The organism is Neotabrizicola shimadae, from assembly GCF_019623905.1.
Classification (GTDB): Bacteria; Pseudomonadota; Alphaproteobacteria; order Rhodobacterales; family Rhodobacteraceae; genus Neotabrizicola; species Neotabrizicola shimadae.
The window spans coordinates 943600-968028 of the sequence record NZ_CP069370.1; the positions used below are offsets into that span (position 1 = coordinate 943600).

Sequence of the window (24429 nt, forward strand, 5' to 3'; positions counted from 1 at the left end):
GTCCGGGTCAGATCAGCTTGCCCATGGCGACGGCGGTGTCGCTCATCCGGTTGGAGAAGCCCCATTCATTGTCGTACCAGGACAGGATCGACACGAAGGTGCCGTCCATGACCTTGGTCTGATCCATATGGAAGACCGAGGAATGGCTGTCGTGGTTGAAGTCGGACGAGACGTTCTTGAACATGGTGTAGCCGAGGATGCCCTTCAGCGGGCCATCGGCGGCTTCCTTGATCGCGGCGTTGATCTCGTCGACCGAGGTGGCACGCTTGGCGATGAACTTCAGGTCCACGACCGAGACGTTCGGCGTGGGCACGCGGATGGCGAAGCCGTCGAGCTTGCCCTTCAGGTCGGGCAGCACCAGACCCACGGCCTTTGCGGCGCCGGTCGAGGTGGGGATCATGGACAGCGCCGCGGCGCGGGCGCGGTACAGGTCCTTGTGCATGGTGTCGAGCGTGGGCTGGTCGCCGGTGTAGGAGTGGATGGTGGTCATCATCCCCTTCTCGATCCCGATCACCGAGTTCAGCACCGAAGCCACCGGGGCAAGGCAGTTGGTGGTGCACGATGCGTTGGACACCACGATGTCGTCCTTGGTCAGCGTGGTGTGGTTTACGCCGTACACGATGGTCTTGTCCGCGCCGTCGCCGGGGGCCGAGATCAGCACGCGCTTGGAGCCGTTCTCCAGGTGGGGCAGGCACTTTTCCTTCGAGGTGAAGATGCCGGTGCATTCCATGACGACATCGACATTGGCCCAGGGCAGGTCGGCCGGGTTCTTGATGGCGGTCACCTGCATGGGGCCACGGCCAACGTCGATCCAGTCGGGGCCGGTGGTGACCGTCACGGGGAAGCGGCCGTGAACCGAATCGAAGCGCAGCAGATGCGCGTTGGTCTCGACCGGGCCGAGGTCGTTGATGGCGACAACCTCGATGTCGGTGCGGCCCGACTCGATGATGGCGCGCAGCACGTTCCGTCCGATCCGGCCAAAGCCGTTGATGGCTACCTTGACGGTCATGTCCACTCCCTTAGCTGGGCGCCCGCGACTCGCGGCGCCGTGTGTGATAGCGCTAACAGCCGCAGTGCGGCCCAAAATGCAACCAGAGTTTGCCGCGACGGCACCGGAAAGGCCAGCATTTCAGGAGGACAAATGGGCGCGGGTCTGGCCCGCGCCTGCAACGGGGCTCTCGGGGCTAGTTCAGCAGGCGCCCCATCACGCCGGCCACGTCGGCCATGCGGCAGGAGAAGGCCCATTCGTTGTCGTACCAGGCCAGCACACGCACGGTGCGGCCGTTCACCACCTTGGTCTGGTCGGGGGCGAAGATCGAGGAATGAGTGGTGTGGTTGAAGTCGATCGAGACCTTGTGTTCCGGGTCATAGGCCAGGACCATGCCCATGTAGCCCGCGGCAGCTTCGCGCACGACTTCGTTCACGTCCTTCACGGTGACGCTGCGGGCGGCGACGAAGGTCAGGTCCACGGCCGACACGTTCGGCGTGGGCACGCGGATGGCCGAGCCGTCGAGCTTTCCCGCCAATTCCGGCAGAACCTCGCCGATGGCCTTGGCCGCGCCGGTGGTGGTGGGGATCATGGCCATGGCGGCGGCGCGGGCGCGGTAGAGGTCGCCGTGACGGCGGTCCAGGGTGGACTGGTCGCCGGTGTAGGAATGGATCGTGGTCATGATGCCGGACTCGATGCCGATGGCATCGTTCAGCACCTTGGCCAGCGGTGCGAGGCAGTTGGTGGTGCAGGAGCCGTTCGAGACGACGTGATGGTCGGCGGTCAGGGCGCGGTGGTTCACGCCATAGACCACCGTCTTGTCGGCGGCCTTGGCCGGAGCCGAGACCAGCACGCGGCGGGCGCCGCGGCCAAGATGCACGGCGGCCTTGGCCCGGTCGTTGAACTTGCCGGTGCATTCGAGCACTACGTCCACGCCGCCCCAGTCCAGTTCCTCGGGATTGTAAGTGGACATGACCCTGATCGGGCCGCGTCCCAGGTCCAGCGCGCCGTCCTTCACCTTGACCGTGCCGGGAAAGCGGCCGTGCACGCTGTCGTATTTCAGCAGGTGGGCGTTGGTTTCCACCGGGCCGGTGGCGTTGATGGCCACCACCTGCACGTCATTGCGGTTCGATTCCGCGATATGGGCGAGGGTGCAGCGGCCGATGCGGCCGAAGCCGTTGATCCCGACGGTGATGGTCATGCGCGTCTCCGACTCTCTGTTCCCAATCCCGATAGCCTCATGCTGCGGGCGCGAAAAGGAGGAAAACGACATGATTTCCGTATGTTAACGCAAACGGGCGCCGTTATCGCTAACGATCTGCTTGGCCTGGGGCAGAAGGGCGGCTAGGGTCCGCCGAGCAGGATGACGAGGACGGGATGAGCGGGCTTCTGGCGCTTCTGGACGATGTGGCGGCGATTTCCAAGGTCGCGGCGGCCTCGGTGGACGACATCGCCGGCGCGGCAGCCAAGGCCGGGGCCAAGGCCGCAGGCGTGGTGATCGACGATGCGGCGGTCACGCCGAAATACGTCCACGGCTTCTCGGCCGAGCGCGAACTGCCGATCATCTGGCGCATCGCACTTGGATCGGTGCGCAACAAGCTGGTCATCCTTCTGCCCGCGGCCCTGCTCTTGAACGAGTTCCTGCCGCAGGCGATCACGCCGCTTCTGATGCTGGGCGGGGCCTACCTCTGCTTCGAGGGCGCCGAGAAGGTGTTCCATCTGTTGTTCCCCCACGCTGAACACGGGGTTGAAGAGGATTTCGACACCAAGGATCCGGGCCACCTGGAAGAGGCGAAGATCGCCGGCGCGATCAAGACCGACTTCATCCTTTCGGCCGAGATCATGACGATCGCGCTCGCCGCCATCCCCGACAGCACGCTGGTCACCGAGGCGGTGACGCTGGCAGTCGTCGGCATCGGCATCACAGTGGGTGTCTATGGTGCGGTCGGGCTGATCGTGAAGATGGATGACCTGGGGCTGTTCATGGCCCGGCGCGGCCGGCTCGGGCTGACGCGGGCCTTCGGGCGCGGCCTAGTGAAGGGGATGCCGAAGTTCATGGCCGTGCTGTCCGCCGTGGGCACCGCGGCGATGCTCTGGGTCGGCGGGTCCATCGTGCTGCACGGGCTGGAGGCCACGCATCTGTGGCCCTGGCCCTACGAGACGATCCATCACATCGCCGAATCCGCCGCCCATGCCGTGCCGCAGGCGGCCGGTGCAGTGCAGTGGGGCGTAACGGCGGCACTGGACGGGTTGGCGGGGCTGGCGCTGGGGCTGGTGCTGATCCCCGTGGCGACAAGGGTCATCGGGCCGCTGGTGGGCCGCTTGACCGGGAAGGGCGCGGCGCACTAGCTGTCAGGTCCTCGCCAGCCCGCGCGTAAGGGCGGCGATCAGATCTGTGCGGGTGACGATCCCCACCAGTCTGCCGTCTTCCAGCACGGGCACAGCCTCGATCCCGCCATCTGAGAGAAGGGGCAAAAGCGTTCCGATCGGCGTCCCCGGTCCGACCGAGGGCAAACCAGTTGCCATGAGTTCGGCGGCGGAGCCGGCGGCGAGACGAGCGATGAGATGGATCTGGAAAATGACACCCACAAGCCGGTCGTCGCGTTCCGTCACGGGCAGGCTGTGGAAGCCGCGCATGGCGAAGGTGCGGGCGATTTCCTCGCGGGGGGCATCCGGGCCTACGGTGACCAGGTCCCGGGACATGATCTCGGCGCAGGCGGCCCAGGACAGATGACGTGCTGCCAGCATCTCTTCGACAGCGCCGACCAGTCGGGCCAGATCGGCCACGCCCAGGTTCGGTGACTGGCGGAAACGGTCGAGGATGGCCGCCAGATCCGAAGGAGGCAGGCCAAGCCGGTCCGGCGGGGCAGGGTCACGGGTTCCATGCGGGCCAGGAGAAGCCGGTTGGCGGAAGGGATAGACCCGGCCCGTCAGCCGGTGCCAGCCCATGCCTGCCAGAACCAGCGCCGCACTGCCCAGCACGACGGGCAGAACGGAATGGGCTGGCTCTGCCAGGGCGGCCACCGGGTCCAGCGCCATCAAGAGCGCCACGGCCCCACCGGGAGGGTGGAGGCTGCGCGTCAGGAACATGGCGGCAATGGCCGCGCTTACGGCCAGGGCAGGCACGACAGGGCTGGCAGGCAGCAACGCCAGAGCGGCCAGTGCCGCCAGAACCGACACGGCATTGCCCACGACGACCGACCAGGGCTGCGCCAGAGGCGAGTTCGGCACAGCAAAGATCAGCACCGCCGAAGCGCCAAAGGGCGCGATCAGGTGCAGCCAGCCCGGCGCCAGCATTGACGCCAGGGCCACCAGGCCAAGGCCCGCCCCTGCGCCCAAGGCACCTCGAACGGTGTCAAGCGCGTGTGGTGCGGCAAGGGCGGGCGCAAGGCCGCGCAGGACGCGCCGCATGGGACGCTCTCCCAATGAAGCCGCCCCCCGGCAGGAGGGCGGCGGGGCGGGGCCGGCGGCCCCTGGATCAGAGAAGCGCCTTGACCTTTTCGACCGTGGCTTCGGCGGTGATGCCGAATTCCTTGTACAGCCGGTCATAGGGCGCCGAGGCGCCGAAGGTGGACATGCCGACAAAATCCGCCTTGCCGGGCCGCGCCCGCTCGCCCAGAAGCCAGCGGTCCCAGCCCTGGCGGACGCCGGCCTCGATGCCGACCCGAACAGGGCCGGCGGGCAGCACGCGCTTGCGATAGGCCTCGTCCTGCTCCGCGAAGAGTTCCATGCAGGGCATCGAGACGACGCGGGTGCCGATGCCATCCGCTTCCAGTGCGGCCTTGGCCTTTATGGCGATTTCGACCTCCGACCCGGTGGCGATCAGGATCGCCTTCCGCGGCGCCTCGGACTCGGCCAGCACATAGGCGCCGCGGGCGGTGAGGTTGGCGCTGGAATAGGTCTTGCGCACGGCCACCAGGTTCTGCCGGCTGAGTGCCAGAACCGAGGGCGTTTGCTGCGAGGTCAACGCGATTTCCCAGGCTTCCGCCACTTCGGTCAGGTCGGCGGGGCGGAACACCCAGGTGTTCGGCGTGGCGCGGCTGATCGCCAGATGCTCGACCGGTTGGTGCGTCGGGCCATCTTCGCCAAGGCCGATGGAATCGTGCGTCATCACATAGACGACCGGAATCCCCATCAGTGCCGACAGGCGCATGGCCGGGCGGGCATAGTCCGTGAAGCACATGAAGGTGCCGCCATAGGGCCGCACACCACCATGGAGCGCCATGCCATTCATCGCGGCAGCCATGCCATGTTCGCGGATGCCGTAATAGACATAGCGGCCCTTGCGGTCTTCGGGCGTGAAGACGCCCAGGTCGGCGGTCTTGGTGTTGTTCGAGCCGGTCAGGTCGGCCGAACCGCCGATGGTTTCCGGCAGGATCGGGTTGACCGCGGCCAGCACCTTCTCGCTCGCCGAACGGGTCGCAAGCTTTGGCGCCTCGTCCGCGGCGGCCTTCTTCAGCTTGCGGATGGCGGCGCCCAGCTTTGCGGGCACCTCGCCCGAGAACATGCGCTCGATCTCGGTCTTGCGGGCGGCGGGCACGGCAGCGAGGCGCGCTTCCCATTCGGCACGCGCCGCAGCGCCGCGGGCGCCAATGGCGACCCAGCCTTCGCGCACATCGGCCGGCACCTCAAACGGGCCATAGGGCCAGCCGTAAGCCGCCTTGGTATCGGCGATCAGCTTGGCATCCGTCAGGGCGCCGTGACCCTTGGACGTGTCCTGTGCCGAAGAGCCAAGCGCAATATGCGTCTTGCAGGCGATCATCGAGGGACGCGCCGATTTCTTCGCCTTGACCAGCGCCCGGTCGATGTCTTCGGGGTCATGGCCGTCACATTCGAACACGTCCCAGCCGGCCGCCTGGAAGCGGGCCTTCTGGTCTGTCATGTCCGAGATCGAAACCTTGCCGTCGATGGTGATGCCGTTGTTGTCCCACAGCACGATCAGGCGCGACAGTTCCAGCTTGCCGGCAAGGCCGATGGCCTCGTGGCTGACGCCCTCCATCAGGCAGCCGTCGCCCGCAATCACATAGGTGTGGTGGTTCATCACCTTCGCGCCATACCGGGCGCGCAGGCTTTCCTCGGCGATGGCAAAGCCCACGGCGTTGGCGATGCCCTGGCCAAGCGGCCCTGTGGTGGTTTCGATCCCGCCCGCATGGCCGAATTCGGGATGGCCCGCGGTGATGGCGCCCCACTGGCGGAAGGCCTTGATCTGGTCCAGCGTCATGTCGGCATAGCCGGTCAGATGCAGCAGCGCGTACAACAGCATCGAGCCGTGGCCGGCCGACAGGATGAACCGGTCGCGGTCAGGCCAGTTCGGCGCGGTCGGGTCGAACTTCAGGTGGCGCCCGAACAGGACCGTGGCCACATCGGCCATCCCCATGGGCATACCGGAGTGGCCCGAATTGGCCGCCGCAACCGCATCCAGCGTAAGGGTGCGGATGGCACAGGCAAGTTTCCAGTGATCGGGGTGGCGGGAGCGGAGCGTCTCGATATCCAAGGCGAGGTCCTTTGCGCGCGGGCTGGCTGGTCCGGCTGGCCTTACCGGCGCGAGGACGCAAGATCAAGCGCGGCTCGCAAGGCCTTGGGCGGAAAGGCTGGCATTGGCCCCCCGGTGATGCGCTAATATGAATGCAACAAGCCCCTGGCGCGATTCGCTCCGGGCAATGACGCCGGAAAAGCCGGCGGGGGGACGGAACGGGGATGCAGGAACTCGTCGAACTGGAACGCCGCATCGCTGCAGCCTTGGACCGGATCGGGCGCGGCATCGAAGGGTTGGCGCCCGAGGTGCCGGCGGCGCCGGCGGCTCAGCCCGTTGCCGATCCGGCCGAAGTGACCCAGTTGCGCGAAGCTCTGGAGGAAGAGCGGTTCATCAATGCGCAGCTGACCGAAAAGCTGCGGGCCGCGCGGGAAAAGGCGGTGACCGGCCAGACCCAGGCGCTTCTGGCCGCCAAGGTCGAGCGCATGACCAAGCAGCTGGACGTGCAGGGCCTGGAACTGCAGCGGATGCGCAAGACCGTGGTGCAGCTGCGCGAGACGCTGCGTGCATTGCGCGAGGCGGTGACCGACGGCATGCCGGATGCAGCCATGATCAACCGTGCGCTTCTCGCCGAAACCGAGGCGCTGCGTGCCACGCGGCTGACCGAGCTGTCGCTTCTGGACGAGATCCTCGACGAGTTGGAACCCCTGATCCCGGAGACCGGCGAAGATGCCTGAAGTGACGATCACGATCGGCGGCAAGGGCTTTCAGGTTGCCTGTCAGCCCGGAGAAGAGCATTTCCTGCGCGCCGCCGCTGCCATGATGGATGCCGAGGCGCAGCCGCTGATGTCGCAGCTTGGCCGCCTGCCCGAGGCGCGAATGCTGCTGATGGCGGGGCTGATGGTGGCTGACAAGGCCGCGGGAGTGGAGGACGAGCTTCGCCAGGCCCGCGCGAGGATCGCCGAGCTGGAGGCCCGGCCCGAACCGGCGCCGCAGCGCGTGGAAGTGGCGGTGATCCCGCCGCAGGTGGGCGAGACCCTGGCCGAAATTGCTGCGCGGACCGAGGCTCTGGCCGCAGCTATGGAGGAGCGCCTGCAGGCATGAACCGTGCCGTGGTCCTGCTTCTGCTGCTGGCCGGGTGCGTTCCGCCTCCGGGCGAGATCATGGTGCCTGACGGCACGGTGACCTACACCTGTGCGGGTGGCGAGCAGCTGGTTGTCCGGTACGACACCAGGGCCGACCCGCCGTCCGCGATGATCAACCGGGACGGGCCCGAGACCTTGCTCTTGGACCCGAACACGCCGGGGCTGCGCTATTCCTGGCCCTCTGATGGGTCGTACCACATCTGGGACACGGACGGGAAAACCGGCACGCTCAGCTATCGGGATGGCGAGCGGGGCGTGGTGGATGTGGTGCTGGCGGGGTGCCGGGCCTGACGGCCCGGCAGTGCCCGCGTCAGGCGTTGGCTTCGCGGATCTTGTTGGCGGCGTCCTTGTCGTATGTCACGCCCTTCTGGTCGAACAGCGCGTCCAACTCGCCCGAGAGGGTCATCTCGGTGACGATGTCGCAGCCGCCGACGAATTCCCCCTTCACATAGAGCTGCGGGATCGTCGGCCAGTCCGAGAAGTCCTTGATGCCTTGCCGCACGTCCGGGTCGGCCAGCACGTTCACGTCGAGGAAGTCGACGCCCATGTAGTTCAGGACGCCGGCCACGCGGGAGGAGAACCCGCACTGCGGCATCATCTTGGTGCCCTTCATGTAGAGGACGACGTCGTTCTTCTCGATCGTCTCGCGGATCTGGTCCTGTGCGCTCATCGCGTTTCCTTTCACTCCGGCGCCTTGGTGGTCAGCGCCAGCGCATGGAGTTCCCCATGCGCGCCATCCATCTTGCCCTTCAGCGAGGCATAGACGGCCCGCTGCTGCTGGACCCGGTTCATGCCGCGGAAGCTTTCGTCGACGACCTCGGCCGCCCAGTGATTGCCGTCGCCGGCGAGGTCGGTGATGGTGATCTTCGCCTGCGGGAAGCTGGCGCGGATCAGGGCCTCGATGTCGTGGGCTTCCATCGCCATGGGCAAGTCCTTCCGGTTATCCTGAGGCCAAAGACTTAGGGCCGCCGCCGGGTGGCTGCAAGGGCCTGCAAGGGGCGCCGCCAAGGGGGGCGGGGCGGGGCGAGAGAGCGTCCGAGCTCGGACACTTTCCCGGCCCTTAAAAATCAAGGGCTTGCGGGCGCGTCTTAACTTGGACTTAAGACTTTTCCGCGGGCGCCAGGTCCGAGCGGTTCAGGCCGTAGAGCATGAGATCGACCGAGCGACCAAGACTTGGGCGGAACCAGTGGTTGCGCAGGCGGCCTTCGAGGGTGAAGCCGACCGCCTGGTAGAGATGCTGCGCCCGGAGATTTTCGCCCGAGGCATCAAGCCAGATGCGCCGGGCGCCGAGCACATCGAAACCATAGGCAATCAGCGCGGACATGAGGGCGCGGCCGCGGCCGCCGCCGGTCTGGTCCAGTGCCAGGCGGCGCAGTTCCACCCGACCGGAGGGATCGCCGATTTCGCAGAAGAGGGCGAAGCCCGCCGCGCGACCGCCTTCCTGCCAGATGAGGAGGTGCGCGGATGGGTCGGCCAGATAGGCGGCCAGCCCCGCCTCGTCTTCATCCGAGATGAAGGGCGCATTCTCGGGGCGCTGCGCGAGACGCCGGATGAAGGCGAAATCCTCCGGCGTCGCGCGGCGCAGGCTCATGCCACGGCCAGGGCGAAGGCGCTGCGGTAGAGGGTGGAAAGTTCGGCCAGCGGGGCGGATTCGGTGCCAAGCGTCACGTCGTTGCCGCCGAATTGTCCCGCCACGGACAGGGCAACGCCGGCCGCTTCGGCGGCCGTTTTCAGCGCGGGCAGCTTCTCGGGCGCGATGGACAGAAGATAGCGCGCCTGATCCTCGCCGAAGAGGGTGGCGATCTCGCCGCTTTCGAGCCAGAGACCGAGGCCCGCGCCTTCGGCCATTTCAAAGGCGGCCAGCGCAAGGCCGCCATCCGACAGGTCGGTGCAGGCGCGGATGAGGTCGTGCGAGGCACGCACGAATTCGCCGTTGCGCTTTTCGGCGGCGAGGTCAACGGGCGGGGCATCGCCCTCTTCGATGCCGAAGGCTTCGGCCAGAAGCGCCGACTGGCCGAGATGGCCTGCGGTTTCGCCCACGACCACCGCCAGGTCGCCTGCCGTGGGGCGGCCGGCGATGATCTGGTCCAGCGAGGCGATCAGCCCGACCGCGCCGATGGTGGGCGTGGGCAGGATGCCCTTGCCGTCGGTTTCGTTGTAAAGCGAGACGTTGCCCGAGACGATGGGCATGTCCAGCGCCTTGACCGCCGCGCCGATGCCTTTGATGGCGCCGACGAACTGGCCCATGATCTCGGGCTTTTCGGGGTTGCCGAAGTTCAGGTTGTCGGTGGTGGCCAGCGGCAGGGCGCCCACGGCGGAGAGGTTGCGGTAGGCTTCGGCCACGGCCTGCTTGCCGCCCTCGAACGGGTTGGCCTTCACATAGCGCGGCGTCACGTCCGAAGTGAAGGCGAGCGCCTTGTTCGTGCCGTGCACGCGCACCACGCCGGCGGGCAGGCCGGGCGTGACCACGGTATCGGCGCCGACCTGGCAGTCGTATTGTTCCCAGACCCAGGACTTGCGGGCATAGCTGGGCGCGCCGATCAGTGCGCGCAGGCCGGCGAGGGGCGCAATCTCGGGGACCGTGCCAAGCGGGGCGGCGGGCGGAGTTTCCACCCAGGGGCGGTCATATTCCGGCGCGCTGGATGACAGCTTCGACAAGGGCAGGTCGGCCTTCACCTCGTTGCCATGCAGGATGAGGAAGCGGTCTTCGGCAATGGTTTCGCCCACGATGGCGAAATCGAGATCCCACTTTTCGAAGATCGCCCGCGCCACGTCTTCCTTTTCGGGGCGAAGGACCATGAGCATCCGCTCCTGGCTTTCGGAGAGCATCATTTCGTAGGCGGTCATGTTCGCCTCGCGCTGCGGCACGTCGTCGAGCTGCAGCTTGATGCCGAGGTTGCCCTTGTCGCCCATTTCGACGGCGGAGCAGGTGAGGCCCGCGGCGCCCATGTCCTGGATCGAGATGACGGCGCCGGTCGTCATCAGTTCAAGGCAGGCCTCCAGAAGGCACTTCTCGGTGAAGGGGTCGCCCACCTGCACGGTGGGGCGCTTTTCCTCGATCGTGTCGTCAAACTCGGCGCTGGCCATGGTGGCGCCGCCCACACCGTCGCGGCCGGTCTTGGCGCCCAGATAGACCACGGGCATCCCCACGCCCGAGGCGACCGAGTAGAAGATCTTGTCGGCATCGGCGAGGCCGGCCGCGAAGGCATTGACCAGGCAGTTGCCGTTGTAGCTGCGGTGGAAGCGGACCTCGCCGCCCACGGTGGGAACGCCGAAGGCATTGCCATAGGCACCGATGCCTTCGACCACGCCTTTGACCAGATGCGCGGTCTTGGGATGCGAGGGCTCGCCGAAGGACAGCGCATTCATCGCCGCGATGGGACGCGCGCCCATGGTGAACACGTCACGCAGGATGCCGCCCACGCCGGTGGCCGCGCCCTGATGCGGTTCGATGTAGGAGGGGTGGTTGTGGCTTTCCATCTTGAAGATGACCGCCAGTTTTCTGCCATCGGGGCCATCGCCGATATCGACCACGCCCGCATTCTCGCCCGGCCCGCAGATCACCTGCGGCCCGGTGGTGGGCAGGGTGCGCAGCCATTTCTTCGACGATTTGTAGGAACAATGTTCGTTCCACATCGCCGAGAAGATGCCCAGTTCCGTGAAGGTCGGGACGCGCCCGATGATTCCCAGCAGGCGGTCGTATTCGTCGGGCTTCAACCCGTGGGCGGCGACCAGTTCCGGCGTGATGGCGGGCTCTTGCATGGCATCCCCTTCGGCAGCTTGCGGGCGTCTTAAGGGAAAGGGGCACGAAGGGCAAACCGCTCTGCCCGCGCGGCACCGGATTTCCGTGAGAAATTTCGCGGGTCCCGTGCGGTGAATGTCGAAATCCTGCGCGACCCCGCGTCCTTGGTTTAGGATCGCGGGCAATCGTGCCGCGCGGCCTTAACCGGAAGGATCCGAGATGAAGTACCTGCTTCTCCTCTATGCAGCCCCCGATGCCGAACCGGCCTATGGCACGCCCGAGTTCGACGCCATGATGGGCGAATACATGACGCACAGCGACCGGATGAAGGACGTGGCCACCTTCATCGCGGGCGAGGGGCTGCAACCCGTGGCGACCGCCACCACGCTGCGCAAGCGCGGCACGAAGGTCGAGACGATCGACGGGCCCTTTGCCGAGACCCGCGAACATCTGGGCGGGTTCTACCTGATCGACGCGCCCGATCTGGATGCGGCGATGCGCTATGCTGCAGAGATTCCGGCGGCGCGTTACGGCTCGGTCGAGATCCGGCCGGTGATGGAGTACTGATGCCGCACCAGGCGCTGGAGGATGTCCTGCGCGCCGACAGGGGGCGGCTTCTGGCCGCCCTCATCGCGCGGACGGGCGAGATTCAGCGTGCCGAGGATGCGCTGCACGAGGCCGCCGCATCGGCGCTGGTGCACTGGGGGCGCAGCGGGGTGCCGGATAACCCTGCCGGATGGCTGCTGCGCGCGGCCTGGCGCAAGGCCATCGACGGCTGGCGACGGGAGGGGGCTGCCGCCCGGAACCGTGCCGCAAGGGAGCTTCTTGCGGAAGAAGAGGCGGCCGATCCCGACCCGCAGGACATTGCCGACGACCGCCTGCGGCTGATCTTCACCTGCTGCCACCCGGCGCTGGAGCCGAAGACGCAGGTCGCGCTGACCCTGCGCACCATCTGCGGCCTGACCACGGCACAGATTGCCGCCGTGTTTCTTGATGCCGAACCGGCCATGGGCCAGCGGCTTTCGCGCGCGAAGGCCAAGATCGCCGCTGCGCGCATCCCCTATGCGGTGCCGGGGCCGGAGCTTTGGCCCGAGCGGCTGAATGCGGTGCTGACGGTGATCTACCTCATCTTCACCGCCGGCTACACCGCGGGGCCGGAGGCCGGCCTGGAGCTTTGCGGCGAGGCGATCCACCTCGCGCGGCTGGTCGATGCGTTGCGCCCCGGCGAGGCCGAGACCGAGGGGGCGCTGGCGCTTCTGCTGCTGACCGAGGCGCGAAGGCCGGCGCGGGTGGGGCCGGACGGCGCCACCGTTCCGCCATCGGATCAGGACCGCGGGCTGTGGCTGCCCGACCTGGCCGTCGAGGGGCTGGGATTGCTGGACCGCGCCATGGCGCGGCGCAGGCCCGGGCCGTTCCAGATCAAGGCTGCCATCGCCGCGCTGCACGCGGCGCCGCTGCCGACCGACTGGCCGCAGATCGCCGCCCTGTATACGCGGCTGCTGGACTGGGAGCCGACCCCTGTCGTCCGTCTGAACCGTGCCGTGGCGCTGGCCGGGTCCGGCGCGCTGGAGGCTGCCGCCCAGTCCATCGACGCGCTTGCGGCCGAACTCGACGGCTATCAGCCGTTCCACGCCGCCCGCGCCGACCTGCGCCTGCGGCAGGGCCGCCCGGCCGAATCGATTGCCGATTTCGACCGCGCGATCGCGCTGGCCCCGCATCCCGCCGACGCCCTGTTCCTGCGCAGACGCCGCGATGCAGCGATGATTTCCGCGCCAAATCGCGGCTGACCAGCCGGAGGCGAAAAAAAAGGCCGAGCAGAAGCTCGGCCCAAGTCCAACAGGGAGGTATGAAGGTGTGAGAGAAACCTCAATCACGCCTTCGCCGCTGGATTTAGGTGTCCCGGAGATTCTTAGCAAGGCTCATGATGCCGCAGTGGCAGCATGTCCGCCATGCATTGCGCGCATGGCTGTTTGCGGTAACGGCTTCGTCAGTCTTCCGGGGCCTCGCTATGGGCCAGAACGCGCCTCAGAGCCGCGACCAGAATCATCGCGGATGCGGTGCCCGTCAGGATCAAGGCAGGGTAGAGCAGGGCTGTCTCGGCCATCGCTTCCTCCATTCCAGGCCAGTTATCCACAGGCTGCTCTCGAATTTGGGTGACAATGTGGCAGATCGCATCCGGATTGGGCGGGATATGGAAACGTATGGCCGGCCTTTCCCCTCCACACGTGCCGCGCTACGCATGGGGCCGGAGGGCGGCGCATGGTTTCGGTTCTTGCAAATGCACTGATGGTCCTGCCCGGCAAGCTGGTGCTCGGGCGGCTGACGATGGGGGACGGGCGCATCCTGGCGCTGGAACCTGGCACGGGGGTGCCCGAGGGCGCGCTGGATTGCGGGGGCGATCTGGTGATGCCGGGGCTGGTGGAACTGCACACCGACAATCTGGAGCGCCACATCGAGCCGCGCCCGCGCGTGGCCTGGCCCCATGCGCCGGCCATCGTGGCGCATGATGCGGAACTGGCGGGCGTGGGAATCACCACGGTTTTCGATGCGCTGCGGGTGGGCTCGATCCCCGACCGGTCGAAGGGCAGCTATTTCGAATACGCCCGCGCGCTGGCGTCGGAGATCCTGGCGCTCCGGGCGGCGGGGGCCTTGCGGATCAGCCATCTTCTGCACCTGCGGGCGGAACTGTGCTCGGAGACGCTGAGCGAGGAACTGGCAGGGTTCGGCCCCGAGGACGGGGTGGGGATCATCAGCCTGATGGACCACACGCCAGGGCAGCGGCAGTTCACCGATGTGACACAGTTGCGCGCCTATCTGATGGGCAAGCACGGGTTCACCGAGGCGGATTTCGAGGCGCATGTGGCGGACCGCAAGGACATATGGGCGCGCAAGGGGGCGGCGCACGAGGCAGCCGCGGTCGCGGCGGCAGGACGGTTCGGCGCGGTGCTGGCCAGCCACGACGACAGCACGGCGGCCCATGTCGCGGCCTCGGCGGTACATGGCGTGGCCTTTGCCGAATTCCCCACCACGCTGGAGGCGGCGCGGGCCTGCCGCGCGGCAGGCATCGCGGTGATGGGCGGGGCGCCGAACCTGATCCGCGGGGGCAGCCATGCGGGCAATGTCGCCGCGCGCGAACTGGCCGAGGCGGATTGCCTGGACATCCTGTCCTCGGACTATGTGCCGGCGGCCCTGCTGACGGCGGGGCTGCGCCTGGGCGAGTTGTGGGGCGATTTGGCCCGCGGCATTGCCACCGTGACAGCAGCGCCCGCCCGCGTGGCGGGGCTGGACGACCGCGGTCGGCTGGAGCCGGGGCTGCGCGCCGACGTGATCCGCGTGACCCGCATCGGCGGCGCGGCGGTGGTGCGCGGCACCTGGGTTGCGGGTCGCCGTGTTGCCTGAAATCTGACGAATGAGGATGCCATGACCACCAGCCTTCCCGCCTTCACCGCCCCCGGCCGTTTCTGGCGCGGCAACCTGCACACCCATTCGACCCGGTCGGACGGCGTGCTGGACCCCGAGGAGGTCTGCCGCCGCTATCGGCGCGAGGGCTATGATTTCCTGGCGCTGACGGATCATTTCGTGGGCCAGTTCGGCTATCCCATCGTGGACACCGTTCCGTTCCGCACCAACAGCTTCACCACCATTCTGGGGGCCGAGCTTCATTCGGGCGCCATGGCGAATGGCGAGTTGTGGCATATCCTGGCGGTGGGCCTGCCGGCGGACTTCGCGCCGTCGAACACGCCCTCGTTCCGCCCGGTGCCGGATCAGGAGAGCGGGGCCGAGATCGCGGCGCGGGCCGTGGCGGCGGGAGCCTTCGTCGCCATCGCGCATCCGCAATGGTCGGGGCTGACGCTGGCCGATGCGCGCGGCATCGGTGCGGCCCATGCGGTGGAGATCTACAACCACGGCTGTGCCGAGGGCTGCGACCGTGCGGACGGCTTTGCCATCGCCGACCTTCTGTTGAGCGAGGGGCGCCGGCTGACGCTGGTGGCGACGGATGACGCGCATTTCTCGGAGCCCGACCATTTCGGGGGCTGGGTCATGGTGAAGGCCGAGGCGAACGAGCCCGAGGCGCTGTTGGCCGCGCTTAAGGCGGGGCATTTCTATTCCAGCCAGGGCCCTGACCTGCATGACGTGCGCATCACCGACGAGGCGGTCGAGGTCGAATGTTCCTCGGTCCGCTCGATCATCGTGCAGGGGTCGGGCACGGCGGCGAAGGCCGTCCACGGCATGTCGCTGAACGGGGCCAGCATTCCGCTGGAGCGGTTCCGCAATTCGCCCTTCGTGCGGGTTTCGGTCATCGACCATTCGGGGCGCCGCGCCTGGTCGAACCCGCATTTCTTCGGCTGAGGCCGAAGCCCGGACCGGCAAGCGTTCGGACGCTTGCCGTCCCGTGTGATGCGTGCAAGCGGCGCTGTGGATGGTGCTGGATGAGCCGGGCGGTCAGCCCGGAACGGGCGCATCGCGGCGCAAGAGACCCTGATCCTTCAGATCCGACCAGAGCCCGGCGGGAAGGGGCCTGGCCAGAGCGCGGGCATTGGCCTGAACCTCTGCGGCGCGCTGCGCCCCCAGAACCACCGAGACCACGGCGGGATGGGCCAGCGGAAAGTGCAGCGCGGCCTCGGCCAGCGTGACGCCATGGGCGGCACAGACGGCCTCGATCCGCGCGACGCGGGACAGCACGTCCGGCGGGGCGGGATCGTAGTTGTAGAAGGCACCGGGTCGCGCACCGGTGGCCAGGATGCCAGAGTTGAACACGCCGCCCAGCATCACGCCGATGCCGCGCGCCTCGGCCAGCGGCAGGAACCCGTCCAGCGCGCCCTGTTCCAGAAGCGTGTAGCGGCCCGCCAGCAGGAACAGGTCGAAGTCGCCGCGTTCGGCCAGCCAGGTGCAGCAGTCCGCCTCGTTCACGCCGGCGCCGAAGGCCCGGATCACGCCTTCGTCGCGCAGGCGTAGCAGCGCAGGATACGCGCCGGCCATGAAGGCGGCGCGGTGGTCATCCAGCACCTCTTGCCGCTTGTGGGTGAACAGGTCGAGGTCATGGGCATGGACCACGTCGATGCGGTCCACCCCCAGTCGCTCCAGCGAAAACTCCAGGCTGCGCAGGACGCCATCGTGCGAATAGTCGTATTCGCCGATGCGGGCGGGCACGTCGAACCACTTGCCGATGCCCTCGCGGGTTTCGGCCGTGGCGGGACGCAGGACGCGCCCGATCTTGGTGCAAAGCACGATTTCGTCGCGCGGATGGTCGCGCAGGAAGGGGTTCAGCCGGGTTTCCGACAGGCCGAGACCGTAGAGCGGCGCCGTGTCGAACAGCCGCACGCCCGCGTCCCAGGCGGCATCCATCACCGCGCGCGCGTCTTGCGGCGAAACGGCGCGGTACAGATTGCCAAGCGGCGCGGTGCCCAGGCCCATCTGCGTAAAACCGATGCCGCCCGTGCCACGCCTGTCCCAGTGATTGACCTTCATGCGTCCTCCCAAGGTTGATGTCAGCGCGGGCTGAACCGCAGGGACAGGCAGGACATGCCGCCGTCGAGCTTGGCACATTCGCTGTTGCCGATCTCGCGGACCGTGTAGCCGGCGGTAAGGATCGCGTCGCGGGTGTGGGGGAAGCCTTCCGGCATCAGCACGAGATCATTGAAGCGGATGGTGTTGGCGGCGGCTTCCTCGCCCTCGGCCACAGGGATCACCCGGTAGCCGGCAAAGCAGCCGGAGCCGGCGAGGCGGTCGGTGGACAGGATCGTCTCGGCATCGAGAAGCGAGCAGTCGGTCTTGAAATGCAGCACGCCAGGCGGGGTGTGGACTTCGCGCAAGCGGTGGCCCCAGTCGGCAACGAGCCGGGCAAGGCTGGCGATTCCTGTCGCATCGGTGCGGGCAGAGCGGCCGACGAGGATCTCGCGGCCGGTGACAAGGATGTCGCCGCCTTCGATATGGCCTTCGTCCACCGTGCGAACCTCGGTGTAAAGCGCCTTGAGATGCGGGGCCATTTCGGCGGCCTCGCCCAGGCGCGAGGGCGCGCCGGGGCGCATGACCACGGCGCCTTCGGGCAGGCAAAGCGCGGTATCCTCGACGAAGACGGAATCGGGGAAGTCTTCCAGGGGGCCGAGCTCGACCACGGTCGCGCCGGTTTCGCGCAGCGTGGCGATGTAGGCGTCGTGATGGGCACGGAGCGTGGCGAGGTCGGGGTTGCCGGTATCGACCGCGCGCAGGCCGCGGATGATGGAGGTCGCGGGGGCGCGGGTGATGGCATGGGTGAAACGGTAGGGGAAGGCAGGGTCGCGCGCGGGCATGGGTCACTCCGGGTTTGGCGGCAGGGTGGCAGAAGGCGCGGGCGGGGGCCAGAGGGTGTGGGGCGTCGAGGCCCCGGCCTTCGCCGGGGCGGGGTTTGCCGGGTGGGGCAAGCATCGCGCCGGGCTTGCCTGTCGCGCGCGGGGCTGGCTATGGTCCGGCCTCCCGAACGGAGGATTCCATGACTGACGCCACGCAGATCCGCATTGCCCATGCCATTGCCGCAGAGATCGGCGCCACGCCGGGGCAGGTGAACGCGGCAGTGGAGCTTCTGGACGGGGGGGCGACGGTGCCCTTCGTCGCGCGCTATCGCAAGGAAGTGACGGGCGGGCTTGACGATTCCCAGTTGCGCACTCTGGCCGAGCGGCTGGCCTACCTGCGCGAGATGGAGGCGCGGCGGGCGGCGATTGTTGCCTCGATCACCGAGCAGGGGAAAATGACCGATGCGCTGGCGCTGTCGCTGGCGAAGGCGGCGACGAAGGCGGAGCTGGAGGACATCTATCTGCCCTACAAGCCCAAGCGCCGGACCCGGGCCATGATCGCGCGGGAAAACGGGTTGGGGCCGCTGTATGAGGCGATCCTGGCCGACAGGGGCGCGGACCCGGCGGCGCTGGCGGCGGGCTATGTGAGCGAGGCGGTGCCGGATGCGAAGGCGGCGCTGGAAGGCGCGCGGGACATTCTGGCCGAGGGTCTGGCGGAAAACGCCACGCTTCTGGGGCGGCTTCGGTCGCACATGAAGGATGTGGGGCGCATCGTGGCCAGGGTCGCCGAGGGCGCGGCGGCGGAGGGGGCGAAGTTTTCGGACTATTTCGACCACAACGAGCCCTGGGCCACGGCGCCTTCGCACCGTGTCCTGGCCATGCTGCGCGGGCGCAACGAGGGCGTGCTGACCGTGGACCTGGAGGTCGATGCCGAGGCGGCCAAAGGTGAAAGCCCGGCGGAGCGGGCCTGTGCGGCGGCGCTGGAGGCGACTGGCCGGGGGCCGGGCGACCAATGGCTGCGCGAGGCGGCGGCCTGGGCCTGGCGGGTGAAGATTCGCACATCGCTGGTGCTGGACCTGATGGCGGACCTGCGCGAGCGGGCCGAGGAGGAGGCGATCCGCGTCTTTGCGCGGAACCTGAAGGACCTGCTTCTGGCGGCGCCGGCGGGGGGCAAGGCCACGATGGGGCTGGACCCCGGCATCCGGACAGGCGTGAAGGTGGCGGTGGTGGATGCGACCGGCAAGGTCACGGCGACCGACACGGTCTATCCGTTCCAGCCAAAGAACGACCTGCGCGGCGCACAGGTCACGCTGGCGCAACTGATCGCGAAGCATGGCGTGCGGCTGATCGCCATCGGCAATGGCACGGCGAGCCGCGAGACCGAGAAGATGGTGGCGGACCTGCTGGCGGTGCTTCCGGGCGCGGAGAAGCCGGTGAAGGTGATCGTGAGCGAGGCTGGGGCTTCGGTCTATTCGGCCAGCGAACTGGCGGCGAAGGAGTTTCCCGACCTGGACGTGTCGTTGCGCGGCGCGGTCAGCATCGCGCGGCGGTTGCAGGATCCGCTGGCGGAACTGGTGAAGATCGAGCCGAAGTCGATCGGCGTGGGGCAGTACCAGCATGACGTGGACCAGCACCGGCTGGGCAAGTCTCTGGAAGCCGTGGTCGAGGATGCGGTGAACGCGGTCGGGGTGGACCTGAACACCGCCTCGGCGCCCCTGCTGGCGCGGGTCTCGGGCGTGGGGCCGTCGCTGGCCGAGGCGATTGTCAGCCATCGCGATGCAAACGGTCCCTTCGCCACGCGGCGGGAGTTGCTGAAGGTGGCGCGGCTGGGGCCCAAGGCCTTTGAACAGGCGGCGGGCTTCCTGCGCATCACCGGGGGGAAGGAGCCGCTGGATGCCTCGTCCGTGCACCCCGAGGCCTATGACGTTGCGCGGCGGATCGTGGCGGCCTGCGGGCGCGACATCCGCGCGCTGATGGGCGATGCGGCGGCGTTGAAGAAGGTTGACCCGCGGGCTTTCGTGGACGACCGTTTCGGCCTGCCCACGGTGAAGGACATCCTGGCAGAACTGGAAAAGCCGGGGCGCGACCCGCGGCCTTCGTTCCGCACAGCGGCTTTTGCCGATGGGGTGGAGGATATCAAGGACCTGAAGCCGGGGATGATGCTGGAGGGGACCGTCACCAACGTTGCCGCCTTCGGCGCCTTTGTGGACATCGGCGTGCACCAGGACGGGCTGGTGCATGTGAGCCAGCTGGCCGACCGCTTCGTGAAGGACCCGCATGAGGTGGTGAAGGCGGGCGATGTGGTGAAGGTCAGGGTGGTCGAGGTCGATGTGGCGAGGAAGCGCATCGGCCTGACCATGCGGTCGGACAGCGCGCCCGCACGCGATCAGGCGCGGGATGCGGCGCGCGAGCGGGGGGCACCGGTGGCCAAGGGCAAGCCGGGGCCGATGCAGGCGGGGCCCAAGGGGCAGGGCGGCGCGGGCGGGGGCAATGCCTTTGCCGATGCGCTGAAGGGCAAGTTCGGGCGGTGAGGGCCATGGAAAACGCTGATCAGACTGCGTTCTGGAATGCCGACCCCGGCCGGATGTGGGTGCGGTTCCAGCCGGACATGGACCTGTTTCTGGGCGGCGTGACCGGGCTTCTGCTGGACGAGGCGGCGCCCAGGCCGGGCGGGCGGGTGCTGGACGTGGGCTGCGGGGCGGGGGCCACGTCCCTGGCCTTTGCCGAAGCGGCCGGTCCGGGCGGCCAGGTTCTGGGGCTGGACGTGTCGGCACCGCTTCTGGCGCGGGCGCGCGAGCGGGCGGCGGGCCTGCCGCAGCTGGCCTTTGCCGAGGCCGATGCGCAGGTGGCGGAGCTGGAGGCGGGGCGCTTCGACCTGGTGGTGTCGCGGTTCGGCGTGATGTTCTTCAGCGATCCGGTGGCGGCCTTCCGCAACCTGGGCCGGGCGCTGGCTCCGGACGGGCGGATGGTGCTGGCCGCTTGGGCGGGGGTGGAGGCCAATCCGTTTTTCCGCGATCCGGGGCGGATCGGCGTCGCGCGGCTTGGGGCCTTGCCGCCCACTGACCCGGACGGTCCGGGGCCGATGGCTTTTCGGGACATCGACCGGGTGGCGGGGCTGTTGCAGGCGGCGGGGCTCAAGGCGGTCGAAGGCCGCGCGGTGGATCTGGCGCTGGTGCATCCGGGCGGGATCGAACCGGTCTTGGAGATGCTGACCGGCATCGGCGGCCTGTCGCGGCTGATGCGCGAACGGGGCGGCACGACCGAGGACATGGCGGCGATCCAGGCGGCGCTGCGCGATGCCTGGGCGGAGCATGACGGGCCGGAGGGGCTGCGGCTGCCGGCGCGGGTGAACCTGTTCACGGCGCGGGCAGGCTGAGGATCGGCGGCGGACCGCCGGCAGGTCGGGGTGCCATGATTCCGCCATGATTGCGACGCTGGCGCGCCGTGAAACGGGAGGACGCCTAACCCAGGTCTCGCCACCGCCCCCCTAGCCGGAGCCCAGCCATGGCCCTTTCGCTGCAATCTCTGACCGATGCCCTTGCCAATGATCCCGGGCTTCAGGCCCTTCCCGCACAGCAGCTGGCCGATGGGCTGAAAGCTGCGGAGGAGCTGAACCGCATCCTCCTGATGATGATCACGCAGACCGGGGTGAACAATGACGGACTGATCACCCCCGAAGACATGCAGGCGATCTCGGATGAAATCTGGAAGCCTGCCAATGCGCAGCCCTGGCGCGAGTTCTGGCTGGCGCATGGAAATGACAGCGGCACGGTGGAGACCGGCTATCACCTGTTGCAGAACGACGGGGGGCAGCTGGAGTTCCGCGGCCGCAACTTTGCGGACACCATCGCCGACAGCATCTACCACTTCGGCTTTCAGGTTCAGGACGGCAACTATTTCAACGAGGACGGCAACACCAATGCCGCGCTGAGTGACGTGGCGGGTTGGCTGAACTACTTCCTGAACGGGCGCAGCGTGGTGTTCGGCACGGAAGGGGCCGAGTCGCTTGGAACCTCGGATTATGACGCCTATTTCGCGGCGGCCCGGAGCGAGACCTTCTATGCCGGCGGCGGCGATGACCAGGTTTGGTCCGGCCTTGGCGCGGACAAGGTCTATGGCGGGGCAGGGAACGACCGGGTCGGTGCCGGGGAGGGGTCTGACCGTGTGTGGGGGGAAGGCGGGCATGACACGCTGTATGGCGAGGCTGGCAACGACCTGCTTCTGGGGGCCGGGGGCAATGACGTGCTGGGCGGCGGCACCGAGCTGGACACGCTGAAGGGCGGGACAGGGGACGACACTCTGTACGGCGATGACGGCGACGATGAGTTGTGGGGCGAGGACGGGCTGGACATCCTGCACGGCGGTGCCGGGCGCGACCGGCTGGACGGTGGGACGGGCACTGACAAGCTTTATGGCGGCGACAGCGCAGATCGGCTGTTCGGCGGGGCCGGCAATGACACCCTGTCAGGCGGTGAAGGCACCGACCTGCTGATCGGCGGCGGAGGCGCGGACCTGATCCAGCTTTGGGAGACGACGCAGGCCGCCGACACCGTGGTGCTGCGCGCGGGCGAAAGCGGGCTGACCCGAACCACGATCGACCGGATCGAGGGCTTCGCCAGCGGCACTGACAAGATCGACCTGAGCGCCCTCGGCGTTGCGTCGCTGGAGGATCTGGACTATCGGCGCGACGGGCTCGCATCGTGCTTCTATGACGGTGAGTTCCTGCGCATAGACAGCGATGGCGACGCAAGGACCGACATGATCGTGGCCTTTTCCTGGGTGGGCGAGCTGACGGCTGCGGATTTCCTCTTCGCCTGACGGCGCAGGCTCAGCTGCCGGGGTCGAAGGCGGCGGGGGCGGTGGCCCCGAGAATGGCGCGCAGGGCAAGCAGCATGACCATGCCAAAGGCGCCGGCGTAGTCGGCCGCCGCATAAAGGCCGATGAGCCAGCCCGCAAAGGCGCCGATCAGGGCGGCGGGCAGCCAGCCGAACCAGCCGACGTGCAGGGCAAGGGCGGTGAGCGGCAGGGCCATCAGCCAGCCCGCCCAGGAGAAGAGCGGCGACACACCGAGCGCCGAAGCGATCTGCCAGAGCCGGTAACCACCCTCGCCCGCGCCCGGATCGGCCAGGGCGAACAGGGCCGCACCGACGGCGCCGGGGGCAAGCCACAATACCGTGGCCGTCAGCACCAGCCGCACCCGCCCGACCAGCGCAAGCCCGCCGGGGGCAGAGCGGAGGTGGCGGCTCATGCCGCCGAGCCGCCCACGGTGAGGCCGCCGATCATCAGCGTGGGCTGGCCCACGCCGACAGGCACCCATTGACCGGCCTTGCCGCAATTGCCGATGCCGGGATCGAGTGCGAGGTCGTTGCCGATGGCGCGGATGTGTTTCAGCGCGGTGGCGCCGTCGCCGATGAGCGTGGCGCCCTTCACCGGGCGGCCGACCTTGCCATCCTTCACCCGGTAGGCCTCGGTGCAGGAAAACACGAACTTGCCGTTGGTGATGTCGACCTGCCCGCCGCCGAAGCCCACGGCCCAGATGCCGTCCTTGAGCCCCGCGAGGATGTCCTTCGGGTCATCCTGCCCGGCCAGCATGTAGGTGTTGGTCATGCGCGGCATGGGGATATGGGCAAAGCTTTCGCGCCGGCCGTTGCCGGTGGGGGCCACGCCCATCAGGCGGGCGTTCTGGCGGTCCTGCATGTAGCCCACCAGGACGCCATCCTCGATCAGCACGTTCTTGCCCGAGGGCGTGCCCTCGTCATCCACGCTGATCGATCCGCGCCGGTCGGGCAGCGTGCCGTCGTCCAGCACGGTGACACCCTTCGCCGCGATCTGGCTCCCCAGAAGGCCGGCGAAGGCCGAGGTCTTCTTGCGGTTGAAGTCGCCTTCAAGCCCGTGGCCGATGGCCTCGTGCAGCAGGATGCCGGGCCAGCCGGGACCAAGCACCACATCCATCACACCGGCGGGGGCGGGTTCGGCGTCCAGGTTTACCAGCGCGATGCGCAGCGCCTCGCGCACCAGGGGCTGCCAGTGGCCGGCCTCCATCAGCCGGGCCAGGCCAAAGCGGCCGCCGCCGCCGGTGCCGCCGCTTTCGCGCCGGCCACCCTGATCGACGATGACCGAAACGTTCATGCGCGCCATCGGGCGGATGTCGGTCAGGCGCAGGCCCTCGGGGCGCAGGATTTCGATCTCCTGGAAACTGGCCGACAGGGTGGCCGAGACCTGCACCACGCGGGGGTCAAGGCCGCGGGCATAGGCGTCGATCTCGCGCAGGAGGTCGATCTTCACGGCGAAGGTGGCGTCCTCCATCGGGTCCATGTCGCCATAGAGCTTCACGTTCGTGCCCTTCGGGGGCGGGGCCAGCACGCCGCCGCCCTGGCCCACGGCAAGACGCGCGGTCTCGGCGGCGCGGGCAAGCGAGCGTTCCGAGATCTCCGTGGAATGGGCATAGCCAGCGACCTCGCCCGTTACCGCCCGCAGGCCGAAGCCTTCCGAGGCGTCATAACTGGCCTGCCGGATGCGGCCGTCGTCCAGCACGATGGCCTCGGACCGGCGGCGTTCGAGGTAAAGCTCGCCATCCTCGGCGCCGGCAGTGGCGGCGCGCAGGACATTCAGCGCCGCGGCCTCGTCCAGATGGGTGTCGAAGGGGCGGAACGGGGCCTCGGCCATGGGGCAGTCCTTGATCTGGGTCAATTGGCGGCTGTTTGCCGCAACGGGGGTGCTTGTCGTCGCACCCGTAATATGGTTTCAAAAACACAGCCCACAACGGGATTCTGCCTGCAAGGGCGGCATAGACCAGACAAGCGGTGAAAAGC

The 24429-nt window shown here is 68.1% G+C and carries 23 protein-coding genes; 11 read left to right on the top strand and 12 right to left on the bottom strand.

The window, feature by feature from the left end:
- Window positions 1-7: 7 nt before the first annotated feature.
- Window positions 8-1009 (bottom strand): type I glyceraldehyde-3-phosphate dehydrogenase, encoded by a 1002-nt coding sequence (gene gap / locus JO391_RS04415; protein ID WP_220662981.1) that lies wholly within the window; start codon window positions 1007-1009, stop codon window positions 8-10.
- A gap of 175 nt (window positions 1010-1184) precedes the next feature.
- The gene (gene gap, locus JO391_RS04420) at window positions 1185-2189 is read right to left on the bottom strand and encodes a type I glyceraldehyde-3-phosphate dehydrogenase (protein ID WP_220662982.1); all 1005 of its coding nucleotides are present in this window, start codon (window positions 2187-2189) and stop codon (window positions 1185-1187) included.
- A 176-nt stretch (window positions 2190-2365) separates the two neighbouring features.
- Here gap (JO391_RS04420) and JO391_RS04425 point away from each other — a divergent pair, with 176 nt between their 5' ends.
- Complete coding sequence (locus JO391_RS04425) at window positions 2366-3337, top strand: DUF808 domain-containing protein (protein ID WP_220662983.1); 972 nt, start codon at window positions 2366-2368, stop codon at window positions 3335-3337.
- A 3-nt stretch (window positions 3338-3340) separates the two neighbouring features.
- On the opposite strand, the gene JO391_RS04430 is transcribed toward JO391_RS04425, so the two are convergent.
- Both JO391_RS04430 and tkt read right to left on the bottom strand, forming a co-directional pair.
- The gene (locus JO391_RS04430; protein ID WP_220662984.1) at window positions 3341-4399 is read right to left on the bottom strand and encodes an HPP family protein; all 1059 of its coding nucleotides are present in this window, start codon (window positions 4397-4399) and stop codon (window positions 3341-3343) included.
- Window positions 4400-4466: 67 nt separating this feature from the next.
- Window positions 4467-6482: a transketolase gene (gene tkt / locus JO391_RS04435; protein ID WP_220662985.1), complete on the bottom strand. Its 2016-nt coding sequence runs from the start codon at window positions 6480-6482 to the stop codon at window positions 4467-4469.
- A 203-nt stretch (window positions 6483-6685) separates the two neighbouring features.
- On the opposite strand from tkt, the gene JO391_RS04440 reads away from it, so the two are divergent.
- The 3 genes from JO391_RS04440 to JO391_RS04450 are packed head-to-tail and all read left to right on the top strand — an operon-like array spanning window position 6686 to window position 7897.
- Window positions 6686-7198, top strand: coding sequence for a hypothetical protein (locus JO391_RS04440; RefSeq protein WP_220662986.1), 513 nt, complete (start codon window positions 6686-6688; stop codon window positions 7196-7198).
- On the top strand, window positions 7191-7565 hold the full coding sequence (locus JO391_RS04445) for a cell division protein ZapA (RefSeq protein ID WP_220662987.1): 375 nt from the start codon (window positions 7191-7193) through the stop codon (window positions 7563-7565). Before JO391_RS04440 ends, JO391_RS04445 begins: the two co-directional genes overlap by 8 nt.
- Window positions 7562-7897, top strand: coding sequence for an MliC family protein (locus JO391_RS04450; protein ID WP_220662988.1), 336 nt, complete (start codon window positions 7562-7564; stop codon window positions 7895-7897). The genes JO391_RS04445 and JO391_RS04450 overlap by 4 nt, the downstream gene beginning before the upstream one ends.
- A 19-nt stretch (window positions 7898-7916) precedes the next feature.
- On the opposite strand, the gene grxD is transcribed toward JO391_RS04450, so the two are convergent.
- The 4 genes from grxD to purL all read right to left on the bottom strand — a co-directional run bounded on the left by grxD (window position 7917) and on the right by purL (window position 11368).
- On the bottom strand, window positions 7917-8276 hold the full coding sequence (grxD, locus tag JO391_RS04455) for a Grx4 family monothiol glutaredoxin (protein ID WP_220662989.1): 360 nt from the start codon (window positions 8274-8276) through the stop codon (window positions 7917-7919).
- Window positions 8277-8287: 11 nt separating this feature from the next.
- Window positions 8288-8530 carry a BolA/IbaG family iron-sulfur metabolism protein gene (locus JO391_RS04460; RefSeq protein WP_220662990.1) on the bottom strand — a complete coding sequence of 81 codons (243 nt, stop codon included), beginning with the start codon at window positions 8528-8530 and terminating at the stop codon, window positions 8288-8290.
- A gap of 175 nt (window positions 8531-8705) precedes the next feature.
- Entirely contained in the window at window positions 8706-9197 is a 492-nt protein-coding gene (locus JO391_RS04465) for a GNAT family N-acetyltransferase (RefSeq protein WP_220662991.1), read from the bottom strand.
- A complete protein-coding gene (purL, locus tag JO391_RS04470; RefSeq protein ID WP_220662992.1) occupies window positions 9194-11368 on the bottom strand; it encodes a phosphoribosylformylglycinamidine synthase subunit PurL in 2175 nt (724 codons plus the stop codon). Before purL ends, JO391_RS04465 begins: the two co-directional genes overlap by 4 nt.
- Window positions 11369-11567: 199 nt before the next feature.
- Here purL and JO391_RS04475 point away from each other — a divergent pair, with 199 nt between their 5' ends.
- The 4 genes from JO391_RS04475 to JO391_RS04490 all read left to right on the top strand — a co-directional run bounded on the left by JO391_RS04475 (window position 11568) and on the right by JO391_RS04490 (window position 15698).
- Window positions 11568-11915: a YciI family protein gene (locus JO391_RS04475; RefSeq protein ID WP_220662993.1), complete on the top strand. Its 348-nt coding sequence runs from the start codon at window positions 11568-11570 to the stop codon at window positions 11913-11915.
- A complete protein-coding gene (locus tag JO391_RS04480; protein ID WP_220662994.1) occupies window positions 11915-13135 on the top strand; it encodes an RNA polymerase sigma factor in 1221 nt (406 codons plus the stop codon). Before JO391_RS04475 ends, JO391_RS04480 begins: the two co-directional genes overlap by 1 nt.
- Window positions 13136-13607: 472 nt before the next feature.
- On the top strand, window positions 13608-14747 hold the full coding sequence (locus JO391_RS04485; protein ID WP_220662995.1) for an alpha-D-ribose 1-methylphosphonate 5-triphosphate diphosphatase: 1140 nt from the start codon (window positions 13608-13610) through the stop codon (window positions 14745-14747).
- A 21-nt stretch (window positions 14748-14768) separates the two neighbouring features.
- Window positions 14769-15698, top strand: coding sequence for a PHP domain-containing protein (locus JO391_RS04490; protein ID WP_220662996.1), 930 nt, complete (start codon window positions 14769-14771; stop codon window positions 15696-15698).
- A 93-nt stretch (window positions 15699-15791) separates the two neighbouring features.
- On the opposite strand, the gene JO391_RS04495 is transcribed toward JO391_RS04490, so the two are convergent.
- On the bottom strand, window positions 15792-16817 hold the full coding sequence (locus JO391_RS04495; protein ID WP_220662997.1) for an aldo/keto reductase: 1026 nt from the start codon (window positions 16815-16817) through the stop codon (window positions 15792-15794).
- Window positions 16818-16837: 20 nt separating this feature from the next.
- Entirely contained in the window at window positions 16838-17638 is an 801-nt protein-coding gene (locus tag JO391_RS04500) for a dimethylarginine dimethylaminohydrolase family protein (RefSeq protein ID WP_220662998.1), read from the bottom strand.
- Window positions 17639-17817: 179 nt separating this feature from the next.
- Here JO391_RS04500 and JO391_RS04505 point away from each other — a divergent pair, with 179 nt between their 5' ends.
- The 3 genes from JO391_RS04505 to JO391_RS04515 all read left to right on the top strand — a co-directional run bounded on the left by JO391_RS04505 (window position 17818) and on the right by JO391_RS04515 (window position 22435).
- On the top strand, window positions 17818-20148 hold the full coding sequence (locus JO391_RS04505) for a Tex family protein (RefSeq protein ID WP_220662999.1): 2331 nt from the start codon (window positions 17818-17820) through the stop codon (window positions 20146-20148).
- A gap of 5 nt (window positions 20149-20153) precedes the next feature.
- Window positions 20154-20993, top strand: coding sequence for a class I SAM-dependent methyltransferase (locus JO391_RS04510; RefSeq protein WP_220663000.1), 840 nt, complete (start codon window positions 20154-20156; stop codon window positions 20991-20993).
- A 128-nt stretch (window positions 20994-21121) separates the two neighbouring features.
- Window positions 21122-22435 carry a calcium-binding protein gene (locus JO391_RS04515; RefSeq protein ID WP_220663001.1) on the top strand — a complete coding sequence of 438 codons (1314 nt, stop codon included), beginning with the start codon at window positions 21122-21124 and terminating at the stop codon, window positions 22433-22435.
- Window positions 22436-22445: 10 nt separating this feature from the next.
- Here the strand turns inward: JO391_RS04515 and JO391_RS04520 are convergent, their stop codons facing one another.
- Together JO391_RS04520 and tldD are read right to left on the bottom strand one after the other, a co-directional pair.
- Window positions 22446-22865 carry a hypothetical protein gene (locus JO391_RS04520; RefSeq protein WP_220663002.1) on the bottom strand — a complete coding sequence of 140 codons (420 nt, stop codon included), beginning with the start codon at window positions 22863-22865 and terminating at the stop codon, window positions 22446-22448.
- Window positions 22862-24283: a metalloprotease TldD gene (gene tldD, locus JO391_RS04525; protein WP_220663003.1), complete on the bottom strand. Its 1422-nt coding sequence runs from the start codon at window positions 24281-24283 to the stop codon at window positions 22862-22864. The genes JO391_RS04520 and tldD overlap by 4 nt, the downstream gene beginning before the upstream one ends.
- Window positions 24284-24429: the final 146 nt, after the last annotated feature.

Excerpts from the sequence above, each read along its gene's own strand:
- gap (WP_220662981.1), bottom strand. The coding sequence starts at position 1,009 with ATGACCGTCAAGGTAGCCATCAACGGCTTTGGCCGGATCGGACGGAAC.
- gap (WP_220662982.1), bottom strand. The coding sequence starts at position 2,189 with ATGACCATCACCGTCGGGATCAACGGCTTCGGCCGCATCGGCCGCTGC.
- JO391_RS04425 (WP_220662983.1), top strand. The coding sequence starts at position 2,366 with ATGAGCGGGCTTCTGGCGCTTCTGGACGATGTGGCGGCGATTTCCAAG.
- JO391_RS04430 (WP_220662984.1), bottom strand. The coding sequence starts at position 4,399 with ATGCGGCGCGTCCTGCGCGGCCTTGCGCCCGCCCTTGCCGCACCACAC.
- JO391_RS04440 (WP_220662986.1), top strand. The coding sequence starts at position 6,686 with ATGCAGGAACTCGTCGAACTGGAACGCCGCATCGCTGCAGCCTTGGAC.
- JO391_RS04445 (WP_220662987.1), top strand. The coding sequence starts at position 7,191 with ATGCCTGAAGTGACGATCACGATCGGCGGCAAGGGCTTTCAGGTTGCC.
- JO391_RS04450 (WP_220662988.1), top strand. The coding sequence starts at position 7,562 with ATGAACCGTGCCGTGGTCCTGCTTCTGCTGCTGGCCGGGTGCGTTCCG.
- grxD (WP_220662989.1), bottom strand. The coding sequence starts at position 8,276 with ATGAGCGCACAGGACCAGATCCGCGAGACGATCGAGAAGAACGACGTC.
- JO391_RS04460 (WP_220662990.1), bottom strand. The coding sequence starts at position 8,530 with ATGGCGATGGAAGCCCACGACATCGAGGCCCTGATCCGCGCCAGCTTC.
- JO391_RS04465 (WP_220662991.1), bottom strand. The coding sequence starts at position 9,197 with ATGAGCCTGCGCCGCGCGACGCCGGAGGATTTCGCCTTCATCCGGCGT.
- purL (WP_220662992.1), bottom strand. The coding sequence starts at position 11,368 with ATGCAAGAGCCCGCCATCACGCCGGAACTGGTCGCCGCCCACGGGTTG.
- JO391_RS04475 (WP_220662993.1), top strand. The coding sequence starts at position 11,568 with ATGAAGTACCTGCTTCTCCTCTATGCAGCCCCCGATGCCGAACCGGCC.
- JO391_RS04480 (WP_220662994.1), top strand. The coding sequence starts at position 11,915 with ATGCCGCACCAGGCGCTGGAGGATGTCCTGCGCGCCGACAGGGGGCGG.
- JO391_RS04485 (WP_220662995.1), top strand. The coding sequence starts at position 13,608 with ATGGTTTCGGTTCTTGCAAATGCACTGATGGTCCTGCCCGGCAAGCTG.
- JO391_RS04490 (WP_220662996.1), top strand. The coding sequence starts at position 14,769 with ATGACCACCAGCCTTCCCGCCTTCACCGCCCCCGGCCGTTTCTGGCGC.
- JO391_RS04495 (WP_220662997.1), bottom strand. The coding sequence starts at position 16,817 with ATGAAGGTCAATCACTGGGACAGGCGTGGCACGGGCGGCATCGGTTTT.
- JO391_RS04500 (WP_220662998.1), bottom strand. The coding sequence starts at position 17,638 with ATGCCCGCGCGCGACCCTGCCTTCCCCTACCGTTTCACCCATGCCATC.
- JO391_RS04505 (WP_220662999.1), top strand. The coding sequence starts at position 17,818 with ATGACTGACGCCACGCAGATCCGCATTGCCCATGCCATTGCCGCAGAG.
- JO391_RS04510 (WP_220663000.1), top strand. The coding sequence starts at position 20,154 with ATGGAAAACGCTGATCAGACTGCGTTCTGGAATGCCGACCCCGGCCGG.
- JO391_RS04515 (WP_220663001.1), top strand. The coding sequence starts at position 21,122 with ATGGCCCTTTCGCTGCAATCTCTGACCGATGCCCTTGCCAATGATCCC.
- JO391_RS04520 (WP_220663002.1), bottom strand. The coding sequence starts at position 22,865 with ATGAGCCGCCACCTCCGCTCTGCCCCCGGCGGGCTTGCGCTGGTCGGG.
- tldD (WP_220663003.1), bottom strand. The coding sequence starts at position 24,283 with ATGGCCGAGGCCCCGTTCCGCCCCTTCGACACCCATCTGGACGAGGCC.